Annotated in this window: 9 protein-coding genes; 4 read left to right on the top strand and 5 right to left on the bottom strand. The window is 34.6% G+C overall.

What is annotated here, in order from left to right:
* Window positions 1-164 precede the first annotated feature (164 nt).
* Window positions 165-1,673, bottom strand: coding sequence for a glycosyl hydrolase family 32 (locus RT99_RS21640; RefSeq protein ID WP_042566826.1), 1,509 nt, complete (start codon window positions 1,671-1,673; stop codon window positions 165-167).
* Between the two features lies 1 nt (window position 1,674).
* A complete protein-coding gene (locus tag RT99_RS21635) occupies window positions 1,675-3,855 on the bottom strand; it encodes an HAD-IIB family hydrolase (protein ID WP_042566825.1) in 2,181 nt (726 codons plus the stop codon).
* A gap of 283 nt (window positions 3,856-4,138) precedes the next feature.
* On the opposite strand from RT99_RS21635, the gene RT99_RS21630 reads away from it, so the two are divergent.
* Both RT99_RS21630 and RT99_RS21625 read left to right on the top strand, forming a co-directional pair.
* Complete coding sequence (locus tag RT99_RS21630; RefSeq protein WP_042567198.1) at window positions 4,139-5,017, top strand: helix-turn-helix transcriptional regulator; 879 nt, start codon at window positions 4,139-4,141, stop codon at window positions 5,015-5,017.
* A gap of 69 nt (window positions 5,018-5,086) precedes the next feature.
* A complete protein-coding gene (locus RT99_RS21625) occupies window positions 5,087-6,253 on the top strand; it encodes an iron-containing alcohol dehydrogenase (RefSeq protein WP_042566824.1) in 1,167 nt (388 codons plus the stop codon).
* Between the two features lie 76 nt (window positions 6,254-6,329).
* Here the strand turns inward: RT99_RS21625 and RT99_RS21620 are convergent, their stop codons facing one another.
* Complete coding sequence (locus tag RT99_RS21620; RefSeq protein WP_042566823.1) at window positions 6,330-6,680, bottom strand: helix-turn-helix domain-containing protein; 351 nt, start codon at window positions 6,678-6,680, stop codon at window positions 6,330-6,332.
* 107 nt (window positions 6,681-6,787) lie between these two features.
* Between RT99_RS21620 and RT99_RS21615 the strand changes: the two genes are divergently transcribed.
* Both RT99_RS21615 and RT99_RS21610 read left to right on the top strand, forming a co-directional pair.
* Window positions 6,788-7,543, top strand: coding sequence for an SDR family NAD(P)-dependent oxidoreductase (locus RT99_RS21615; RefSeq protein WP_042566822.1), 756 nt, complete (start codon window positions 6,788-6,790; stop codon window positions 7,541-7,543).
* Between the two features lie 46 nt (window positions 7,544-7,589).
* The gene (locus RT99_RS21610; RefSeq protein ID WP_042566821.1) at window positions 7,590-8,360 is read left to right on the top strand and encodes an SDR family oxidoreductase; all 771 of its coding nucleotides are present in this window, start codon (window positions 7,590-7,592) and stop codon (window positions 8,358-8,360) included.
* A gap of 155 nt (window positions 8,361-8,515) precedes the next feature.
* Here RT99_RS21610 and RT99_RS21605 read toward each other — a convergent pair whose 3' ends face one another.
* Both RT99_RS21605 and RT99_RS21600 read right to left on the bottom strand, forming a co-directional pair.
* Window positions 8,516-9,358 (bottom strand): DUF4249 domain-containing protein, encoded by an 843-nt coding sequence (locus RT99_RS21605; protein ID WP_042567197.1) that lies wholly within the window; start codon window positions 9,356-9,358, stop codon window positions 8,516-8,518.
* A gap of 5 nt (window positions 9,359-9,363) precedes the next feature.
* The gene (locus tag RT99_RS21600) at window positions 9,364-11,982 is read right to left on the bottom strand and encodes a TonB-dependent receptor (RefSeq protein ID WP_042566820.1); all 2,619 of its coding nucleotides are present in this window, start codon (window positions 11,980-11,982) and stop codon (window positions 9,364-9,366) included.
* Window positions 11,983-12,022: the final 40 nt, after the last annotated feature.

The following is a 12,022-nucleotide window of genomic DNA, read 5'->3' as shown; positions in this document are numbered from 1 at the left end:
TTCAACCGTTGGGACATAATGCATTTTTATTATGCATGTCCCCCAAGGTTGAAACCTTGGGCTATATTGATCTCTCTTTCTTTCTTCTATCCTCTTGCCTCTATTCTCTTGCTTGTATTCTCTTTCCTCTATTCTCTATTCTCTTGCTTCTATCCTCTTCCTTCTTAATGCGATTTTTTCAAATATTCATCAAAAGCTTTATTTGGATCTGAAGTTGCGTATTCATTTTCCGGTTCTGGAATTACGTGAATCTTTGAATCTTTTAAGGATACAATGGCAGAACAAACATAGACCCCTATTTTTCCTTCGCTGTATTTAAAATCCAATAAAGTTAATTTAACCACTTCATTTATCGATACTTCATAGTAATTTCCGTGACGGATTATTTTAAAGTAGATTTCTTTTTTATCGACAATTTCAAATTGATTCGTTTGAATATTTTCGAAGATAAAATTGTTTTTGACGTCTTTTTCATTAAATCCCCACGCTCGAAACTGGACAAAACCATTTACAAAATCAATCGAAACATAATAGGCAGTTCCTTCTTCATCACACTCAATTACAAAGCCTGTTTTTCCCATTCCTTCAACCGCCAGTGTTCCTTCCCACACAAAATCATTGGATGGTTTTTCAAAACAAAAAACTTCATAACCGCTTCGGCATCCAAAACGCCATTTATTTTCATGTTCTAAAACAAAATTTGCAGATGGATTTCCTAAAATAGGCACCGGAATTGGTAAGTTCTTTTGCTCAATTGTTCTCTGATAAATCGTTTCCCAATGGTGATAGGTTTTTAATAAAAGTCTGCCGCTGGTATCAACATCTAATTGTTTTGGTGGCGGAATTACGCGATGTGTGTTGACATTTCCTCCCACAAAATAAAAATTGTAAATCAAAAAATAATCGCCCTCTTTTACAATTCTTGCGGCATAATTACCTTGTGGCATTAGCACATTATTATGAAAAGCATGATATTCTCCCTTAAAATCAGGAGAAAACCAATAGCGAACCTTAATATCTTCGCGAATCGAGCCCAATAAATAATGCATTCCTTTTATTTCGACTACACAAGGGCATTCCACATCATCATATACATACGGAACATGCAGCGGTTTTTGAAGCACAAAACCAGTCGCTTCTCTTTTTGCTACACCAATGCACCCTCTTCTGTAAGTTGGTCCAATGGCACTTCTGGCACAAATTAGCAAATAATCTTCGCCTTCAAATTCATACTTATACGGGTCTCTAAAACTAATCCATTCGCGGGGATTATTGGCCGAACTTTCATAATAAGGTGCCTGACTTTTTAAGGGAAGACCATATTCGTTTTCTTTCGTCCAGTGAATTAAATCCGGAGAAACTGCCCTTCCTACTTTTTGCATTATTCCTTTATCCTTGCGCTTTAATCCTGTATAATACATTTCGTAACCTTCTCCCGCTGTGTTTTTACTTACATGCATCGTCCACAACATGTCATCATCCCATTCTCCGGGATCTCCAACCCACAAAGCATTTTTTACTCTTTTCCAGGAAAGACCATCACGCGATACGGCATGTGCGATATAATCGTGATTAGGAATAATCAAATGAAATAAATGATGAAGTCCGTTTTCATCAATAAATACATCAACATCGCCTATTTCCCAACTGCTAAAACCTGAACCTGAATACATATTATTTTATTATTTTATAATGTTTTAATCCTTCTAAAATCCCTAAAGATGCTGAGCTTTTTGCCACAAAAATACTTTTGGTTGTTTCATAATGATCTAATTCCATACTTCTGTTTCCCACAATAATTCCTTTTATTTCACCTCTGAACATGTCGATATCATTTCCTGAATCGCCTGCCGCAATTACGTTAGACAAAGGAATTGCCCATTTACGGCATAAAAATTTAATTGCATTTCCTTTTGAAGCCCTTTTGGGAATAAAATCCAGAAACTGTCCGTGACTCGGAATAATGTTGATTTTATACCATCCCTTTCCTAAAGCTTTGACTAACTCTTCATGATCGTATTTTTCTTTATCATAATAATAGGAGATTTTAAACGGATTTTGAGCTTCATCTTCCTGGAGTTTCATCCACGGAATTTCTTTTAAACGATTTTCAATATCATCTCTTTTCCATCTTCCTGATAAAAAAGTCGCCCAGCCTTTATCTAAAATGTAATCCGTACCATTTGTATAATAAATTTCGGTTCCAACAGAGCAGATAATAAAATCCGGTAGCGGAAATTGTTCTTCATCAATCACTTTTTTAACAAGCGCCAAATTTCGTCCGGATGCCAGGGCAAAAGCCATTTTATTGGTGCGATTTACTAAATGCACTTTTAGTTCTTTTAAACCCGGATTATTTAATTTGGGTTCAATTAATGTTCCGTCAATATCCGAAACCAATAAGTTTTCAACTTTTCTTTTTAAACGTTCAATATTAATGTTTGGATAATGTCTGTTTTTAATTCCGGAACCAGATGAAAGCGTCAGATTCTCATTAATTAACTCAACATATTGGTTTACATGACTTAACCAACTGTAATGTTTTTGAATATTAATAGCTCCGTTATTCGAATAATATTTCCATTGATTTTCATCGGTTAATATATTTCGCACCGCTTTTTTAATTTCATTTACATCTAAAGGATCTACCAATATTCCGTTTTGACAGGTCGGTATAATTTCAGATGGCCCTCCGTTTTTGGTAACCACAACAGGCAAACCAGAACTGGCTGATTCTATTACGGTTAAACCGAAATTTTCGTGCAGCGTCAGATTGACAAATACACCTCTTTTTTCGGCCGCATAACGGTAAATAATCGAAACTTCATTTTCGACATCATGCTTTTTCGGAATTGCCATTTTTCCGTATAAATCGTACTTATCCATTAACAGCAGTAAATCTGTTAATACGTCTTTTTCTGATTCCGGCATTTGTGAAATATCTTTTCGGATACCTGCAAAAATAACCAGATTAGCGATGCTTTGCAGTTCTTTGTCTTTGCCGTAAACTTCAATAAGTGTATGAAGATTTTTATGGCGATCTGGCCTTGAAAGTGCCAAAATAAAAGGCTTGTGGGGATTTATAAGAAACTTAGAAATGGTTTCTGCAACCCAGTATTTTCTTTGTTCTTCTTCCATTTGCTTATCTAAATCCTGTTCGAGATGATAATAGGGAACAAATTTTCTGGTATCGATACCGGGAGAAATGGCGTGGTACTTGGCTAAATCAAAATTTTTATACGGTTTATAAGTTTCAATTTCCTGCTCTGTCGAAGTAACAATAAATTCTGATAGTTCGAGTGTTCTTTCTTCTGCGGCAATTCTGGCTTTAAACTTAAATTTCTTTTCGAGTTCCTGTTCGTCTATCCCGCTTTCGAGCAATTTTTTCTTTTTATGAAAACCTAAAGAGTGTCCGGTATGAGCAAAAGGAATATTTAAGATTATCGATAATTCGCTGGCCACATAACCCGCATCTCCGTAATGCGAATGAATCCAGTTGGGAAATATGTCATGAACTTTAATATGCTGAACAATTCCGTTTACAAAAGTGTCAAGACCTTCCCATAATTGTTCTTTCGGTTTGTATTTTTTCCCTAAAAAGGGAATTCGCCTTATGGTTAATTTTTCATTTACTACTTCAATAGGTACTGCATATTCTGGAGAAAGACTGCGATCGTCAATCAATCTGGTAAATAAATCAACATGCTCAACATCTGCATGTTGGGATAAAAATTCGGCAAGTTCGTATACATATTTAGTTTGTCCTCCATTATCAGCATCTCTGCCAATCTCAAGACCTGAGCCTTTCAAAAGTCCGTGAATGTTGATCAATGAAATTCTTAATTTTGTCATCATCGTTTTTATTAATTTGATTTTAAGGTACGAAAAATAAAGCGAACTGACCCGAAATCTGAGGAAAAACAGACAATTTAAATCAAATCTGTAAAAATTATGACAATAAAATTCCATTCACATCAACAAAAAAACCATGAATATTTCATCATGTAAATCTTTGATTTACAATAAATTTCTCTTTGATTATCGAAGTAAAATGGCCGCCTTTTGAATAGTTTTTATATCAACATTCCCCATGACCTGAATAAGTTTGCGTAAATTTGCCAAAACAGCAATTTTTAAAATGAATATAAAAAGGTCAGAGATCAAAAAGATTATTGAAAAAGCAGAAGACAAAAATTTATCTTTCCGCGTTTTTGATTTAGACAAAAACCATATTGAAAACTATCAGCAGCCTCACAAAAATGATCACTTTTTGATTATTATTGTAGAAACAGGAAAAGTTGATGTTCAAATCGAAGACAAAATTCATTTTCTAAAAGCAGGAAAAATTTCTATCATTTTTCCGGAACAAATTTGCTTTATCTCTAATTTCAGTAAAGATTTAACCGGTAAAATAATTTTATTTGAAGAAGTATTATTTTGTTCCGATATATTAAAGAATGAATTAAGTCCTTATAATGTAAATCTTTCTGCCAATCTTAATTGTACGGCACTTCCTGGCCACGAATTTGAAGAAGCGATTACGCTTGTAAAAAGTATCCAGAATATTTACAATAAACCAAGTCTTGTCAAAAAAGAACAAGCCCGTTTTTACATTAAAGTTTTTTTATTGGGACTTATAGAATCTATCCACGGACAACATCCTGTATTACATCAAAAAACAAATCAGCATATTTATATTGGTTTCAAGAAACTCTTAAACCAACAATACAGAAGCGAACGTACGGTACAATATTATGCTTCTCAGCTTTCAATTACTCCTAAAAAACTCAACGAAATAACCAAAAAACATTGTGGAGAAACGGCCATAAATGCGATTCATAACCGCATTCTGACCGAAATCAAAAGACAATTATTGTTCTCTGATCTTTCTCACAAGGAAATTGCATTCGACCTTGGATTTAGTTCTCCATCGGCACTTAATAAATTTGTCAGGGCAAAACTAAAAGAAACTCCTACCGAACTGCAGCAGGAATTGGCGCAAATTTATACCGCATAGTCTTGTTTGTATAACATCCTGCCCTGCCCGCACCTCTAACTTTGCATCAATAATTAAATACTATCAAAGATGAGCAAATTATTTGTTGCAGGAGAGGTTTTCCACGGTCCGGGAAGTCTTGAAGAATTAAAAAATATAAAAGGTAAAAAAGCTTTTGTTGTAACCGGCGGAAGTTCTATGAAAAAAAGCGGAACGCTTGATAAAGCTGTAGCTTTTTTGAAAGAAGCAGGAATTGAAACTTTTGTTTTTGATGGTGTTGAAGAAGATCCGTCATCTGCTACAAGTTTTAAAGGTGCAGAAGCTATGCTAACTTTTCAGCCAGACTGGATCGTAGGTATTGGTGGATGTTCTGCTATTGATGCGGCAAAAACAATGTGGATTTTTTACGAACATCCTGAAACTGAATTTGATTCGCTTATCAAACCTTTCAGTGTTCCTGTATTAAGAAACAAAGCTAAATTTATCGCAATTCCTTCTACAAGCGGAACTGGTACTGAAACAACTGGTTTGGCGGTAATTACAGATCGTGAAAAAGGGGTAAAATACCCAATTGTATCTTACGAATTAACTCCGGATATTGCTATAATCGATGGCGAAATTTGTGCCTCTATGCCTGCTCACGTTACATCAAATACAGGATTGGATGCTTTAACACATTGCGTTGAAGCTTACGTTTCTAATATTGATGATAATTTTGCTGATGTATTGGCAAAAGGCGGATTAGAAATTGTTTTTGATAATCTGGAAGAAGCTGTAAAAAATCCATCAAATATTACGGCTCGTCAAAACATGCACGACGCTTCTTTTATGGGAGGTTTGGCTTTTAATAATGCATGGTTAGGAATTGTTCACTCATTATCTCATCAGGTTGGTGCTTTATACGGTATTCCACACGGAAGCGCAAATGCTATATTTTTACCAAATGTTATTCGTTATAATAGCGTAGCTACAAATAAATTTCCGTCATTGGCAAAAGTAATTGGACTGCAAACTGCCGAAGAATTGGCGCAGGCAATTGAAGGATTAAGAAAAAGAGTGAATAATATTTCGTCTCTAAAAGAATTCGGGATTTCAAAAGAAGACTGGGATAAAAACCTGGATTATATTGCAAACAACGCATTCATTGATCCATGCACCGGTTTTAATCCGCGTGTAACCAGCGTAGAAGATTTGAAAGATATTTACAACGCCTGCTATGAAGGTGTCGTTTATGCAAATGATGCTGTTTTGAATTAATTCTAAAGACAAAACAATACTTTATAAACCAGACATTTATTTTATTTGTCTGGTTTATTTTTTAATAACATCTCTATTATTCAATTATCTTTTTTCGGTGTTCTATGCCCCACTCTGTTAGATTATTAATTATTGTCTGCAGAGTTTTGCCATGTTCCGTAAGCTCGTACTGAACACTTATTGGCTGCGTTTCTAAAACCGTTCGCCTGATTAATTTGTTTACTTCAAGCTCTTTTAATTCTTTGCTCAGCATTTTGTTTGAAATACCTACTACATCATTCAAAATATCCGAAAATCTTCTTTTGTTATAATAACAAACGGAGGAAATAATAGCTATTTTCCATTTTCCGCTAAGCACATCCATTGAATCCTGGACTGCCATCATCTCTTTTTTGTGCTTCTCTTTTTCAGGTACTTTACACTCCATAAGGTTACTTTGTTACTTCAAGGTTACTGTTACTTTTAGTTACAAAGTTACTAAAATAAATTAATCTGCTCTAAATTTGCCTTTGTAAAATTATAAAAACATAAATAATGAATAAATTAAAAAACAAAGTAGCAATAGTAACAGGCGCATCAAAAGGAATTGGAGCTTCTATAGCTAAATATTTTGCGGCAGAAGGAGCCAAAGTTGTTGTCAATTATGCATCAAGCAAAGAAGATGCAGAAAAAGTTGTAAAGGCAATAACAGATAATGGAGGAACAGCTATTTCTGTAAAAGCCGATGTATCAAAAGAATCAGAAGTAACAAGATTATTCGAAGAAACAAAAAATGCTTTTGGCACATTGGATATTTTGGTAAATAATGCTGGTATTTATCAATATGCCCCAATCGAAGAATTCTCTGCAGATTCTTTTCATCAGCAATTCAACATTAATGTTTTGGGATCATTACTAACGATTCAGGCTTCTCTAAAATTATTTGGCGATAAAGGCGGTAACATTATCAATATCAGTTCTGAAGCCGGTAAAACTCCGCTTGCAACAGGATCTGTATATTCTGCTACAAAAGCAGCTTTAGATGCCATTACGATTGCTTTGTCTAAAGAATTTAGCGGAAGAAATATCCGTATCAATTCTATTTTGCCAGGTATTGTAGAAACTGAGGGTTCTCATACTGCAGGTTTCATTGGCAGTGAGGCCGAAACAAAATTTGTTGCCAACACACCGCTTGGGCGCACAGGACAACCGGAAGATATTGCAAAAGTAGCTGTATTTCTTGCTTCTGATGATGCTGGTTGGATTACAGGAGAAAAAATTTCCGTTTCCGGAGGTATTTACGGTGTATAAATCTTCCTCAAATTATTAATAATTAAATATTCAAGATTAAAAGAAAATGAGCAGATTAAAAAATAAAGTAACGGTTGTTACAGGCGGTAATAGTGGTATTGGATTTGGTATTGCAGAAGCATTTAAAAATGCAGGTGCCGTTGGTACAATTACCGGAAGAAATGAAAAAACGCTGGATGTTGCCGTAAATGCTTTAGGCAAAGATTTTATAGCAATTAAAGGTGATGTCACTAACAGTGATGATTTGGAAAATGTATTCAAAAAAACAGCAGAAAAGTTTGGAAAAATTGATACTCTGGTAGTAAATGCAGGCGGAGTTGTAGATGGTGTTCCTATGGGAACCATAAGCGAAGTTACAGAAGAAAGCTATGACAGCTATATGGACCTGAATTTGAAAAGCGCCTATTTTACAGTACAAAAAGCACTACCGTATTTAAACGATGGTGCTTCTGTCATACTTATTGGTTCAAGTGCTGCACATCGCGCTGCTCCCGGAATGGCTATTTATGCAGCGGCAAAAGCGGCCATTATATCTTTAGCCAAAGGTTTATCGCTGGATTTGCTGCCTAGAAAAATACGTGTAAATACACTTTCTCCGGGTTCTATTGATACACCCGTTTTTGGAAAATTGGTGCCGCAGGAACAATTAGAGCAGGTAAAACAAATCTGGATAGATATTACGCCTGTTGGCCGACAAGGACTTCCATCTGATATTGGAAACGCTGCTGTATTTTTAGCATCTGATGATTCGGCTTTTATAGTGGGTACCGAAATCCTTTCAGACGGTGGTATGACCAATATTAGTTTGATGAAATAATATTAATCAAAACCTGATTTATAAAACCTGAAAACCTCCAAAATCAATAATTTTGGAGGTTTTAGTTTTTAGAAAATGAATTTAAAAAAAAACACCTGACATAAATTGTTTTATATGCCAGATGTAATTACAAATCAATTTTAACAACCTAATTTTTATTGCACCAAATAATCTACTTTATCTGCTTCACAAAGCCTGAAATAACCAAAAGCATAATTATTGACATCATTTGTATTTATAATATTACCTCTGATGTTACCGGGGGGAATCGAAAATGGACTTCCTCCGTATACTTCTAAAATTAAATTCATGTAATTATAGAAGTTCTTAGAAATACCGCGATGTGTAATTTCAATCGTTTGCCCGGACTTTAGTTTATCTTCATTCGAAAATCTTGTGTTTATTTCATTTCCGTTAAATAATTCATCATCTGTTAGTTCATATTCCGGAAAAATTAAAGATTCTGTTTTATAATCTGTAAGATAATAATTGACTGCATCAGCCGGATCTTTATAATAATAGGTAACTTCGATTACATCTTCGCCTCCAAAATCAGGAACCATCTCTTGTTCTACACGATCAATTGGCGTTACCGAAGTCAACTTTTCAACAGCCGTAAAACTTTGCCCTTCTGCCGTAACGTACAAGGTATAATCCATGCCAATAACAGGAACGAAATTAGTACATACATACAAGCCCGCTTCTGTCTCATTAAAAGTAAAAACATCACCATTAGTATTTTCAATTCGTACCTGAGCGCCCGAAACTTTTGGTGTTGTATTATTATAATAAGGAGCCGTTTTACTAATTTTTATGGTTTGCTCGTTACCGTTTGTTCCTTTTTGCCAAATAATTTCTGCATCTACCACTAATCTTGTTTCCCCAGTTTCTAAATCAAGCGTTACGACATCTTCACAAGATGTAAAAAATAGTACTAGAAACAGGCTCAATAAAGTCAGTGCTTTACTTTTAAAATTATATTGTTTAAACCTTTGCATATTCATTAAAATTTAAAATTATAAGAAATACCAGGTACTATTCCAAAAATAGACAGTCTTCTGGTTTCATTTGCTCCCGTATCTTCGTTTGTTGCAAACGTCATCGAAGCGGCATTTTTTCTATTGTAGATATTATAGATGCTAAATACCCAATAGCTTTGCCAGCCTTTCTTTTTATCCGGTTTTGGCGTATAGGTTGCCGCCAGATCTAAGTGATGAAAAAGTGGCAGTCTGTTTTCATTTCTCAATGAAAAATTAGGAATATTGATTCCTCCAAACTCATAATACCCATTTGCATACGTTACAGGCTGACCTGATTGTAAGGAGAAATTAGCATTAAAAGACCATTTCGGATTGTATTCATAACTACCTACAATATTCAAATTGTGCATTTTATCATATCCTGATAAATACCAATCACCATTTGCAATTCCCGGTTCGCCTGGGGTTCTACCCGGAGTTTTTTGTTCTGCCCTTGATAATGTGTACGAAACCCAACCTGTAAAATCACCGGTGTTTTTTCTAACTAATAATTCCAAACCATACGATCTGGCTTTACCATTCAAAATAACCTGTTCTATATTATTGTTTGCCAAAATATCGGCACCATCAATATAATCAATGCGATTTTGGATATTCTTATAAAACAATTCGGTTTCAAGAGAATAATCTCCATCTTTAAAATTCTTAAAATATCCAACAGCATATTGATCCAAAAGCTGTGGTTTTGTAAAGGGTCCGCTTGGTGTCCAGATGCTCATTGGCAATGGCGACTGTGTATTGGATAAAATATGAATGTATTGCGCCATTCTGTTGTAACTTGCTTTTACCGAAGTATTATCATTAAAAGCGTACGACAATGCTGCACGCGGTTCCAGATTATCAAATTTACTTATGGTTGCGCCACTTTTATACGAAATACTTCCGGTTGGAGTTCTTTCTTCATAAATATTATACAACGGATTGTAAACTACTGCCTGCCCGTTTTCGTAAGTGTTGATAGTCTCGCCTCCTAAACGATAAAACATACTATAACGAAGCCCGTATCTTAGATTTAATTTTTCTGTAAGCTGATGTTCAAAATCCAGATAAACAGACGATTCAAAAGCATATTTTTTATCAAACTGTTTGTAATTAAACTGCGAATCTGAGCTTGTTGGCTGTACAGTTCCCGGATTAAAATCGTAATATTGACCGTCAATTCCGTAGTTAAGTTTCAATTTTTCTGTTACAGCATGATTCCATCCGTATTTAAGACCGTAGCTTTTTATCGTGTTGTTCCATTCAAAATTTTCTGTAGAAATTTCAAGATTAAATTTATAATCACTGTAGAACACGGCTAAATTGGTATTTATTTTATCAGAAAATTTATGTTTCCAGTTTAAGATTCCCATTGTATTTCCGTAAGTGCTTCCAAAACGATCGTTTATGTCGAAAACATCATTTCCTAAATATCCCGAAAATGCAATCGTATTATTGGCACTAAGGCGATAATTTAATTTAGCATTAATATCATAAAACATCGCCGAATTACTATTATCAGACAGCTTTAAAAATAAATGAGCGTAAGAAGCACGACCTGCAATAAGAAAAGAACCTTTTTCTTTCTGGATAGGGCCTTGCACCAATAAACGACTTGATATCAAACCAATACCACCATTTACTTTAGAATTCTCAAAATCTCCCGTTTGCTGGCTAACATCAAGAACTGAGGAAACTCTTCCTCCAAATTTAGAAGGAATTCCGCCTTTATACAACTCCAGTCCGCTGATGGCATCTGCATTAAAAACAGAGAAAAAACCAAACATATGAGAGTCACCATATACAGGAGCTCCGTCTAAAAGAATTAAATTCTGATCGGCAGCACCTCCCCTAACATTAAAACCCGAAGAAAGTTCTCCTGCATTTGTAACTCCCGGCAATGTCAATATTGATTTTAAGGGATCCGGCTCCCCCATAGCAGATGGAATTCTCTTAATTTCTTCCATAGTAAGCTTATTTACACTCATTTGTGTATTTCTTACATCAACCGCTTTGGTGTTGGTTATAATAACCTGTTCCAATTGCTGGCTGTCGGACTCCATTTTAAAATTTATTTTTTCATCATCAGAAACTGTAATTTGCTTTTCCTTATTTTTAAAACCTACATAGCTCACCACAACAGTGTAAGTTCCTTTATCCAATTCTAATGAAAAAATTCCGTTTTTATCGGTCGTAGCACCTGTCTGCAGTTCTTTAATAAAAACATTTGCACCAATAACAGTTTCATTGTTATCGTCAAGTACCTGACCGGTTAACTTTTTTTTTATTCTGCCTGTATTTGTTTTAGAAGCTTTTTGCTTTACGAAAATATTATTGCCTACAATCGAAAACTGAATCGTAGTGTTCTTATTAAGTTCATTAATAAGTTCTTTGATTTCGATATTTTTAAAGGTGTTTTTTTGATTAAAATACTTTTGACTTGTATTAACCTGATCGGTAAAGGCAAATTTAAAATCGGTTTGATTTTCAATTTGCTTAAAGAATTCTTTTAAGGTTACCGTTTTGTCAACAGTTACAGTTATGTTTTGAGAAAACATACACCAACTGAATAAAAAAAAGCACGCTGAAATTATATGCTTCATGAATTTTTGTATTTTTGAATATTATTAAATGGAATAGTTT

This window comes from Flavobacterium sp. MEB061 (genome assembly GCF_000834715.1).
GTDB classification, from domain to species: domain Bacteria; phylum Bacteroidota; class Bacteroidia; order Flavobacteriales; family Flavobacteriaceae; genus Flavobacterium; species Flavobacterium pectinovorum.
This window is presented reverse-complemented; position numbering and strand designations above follow the sequence as displayed.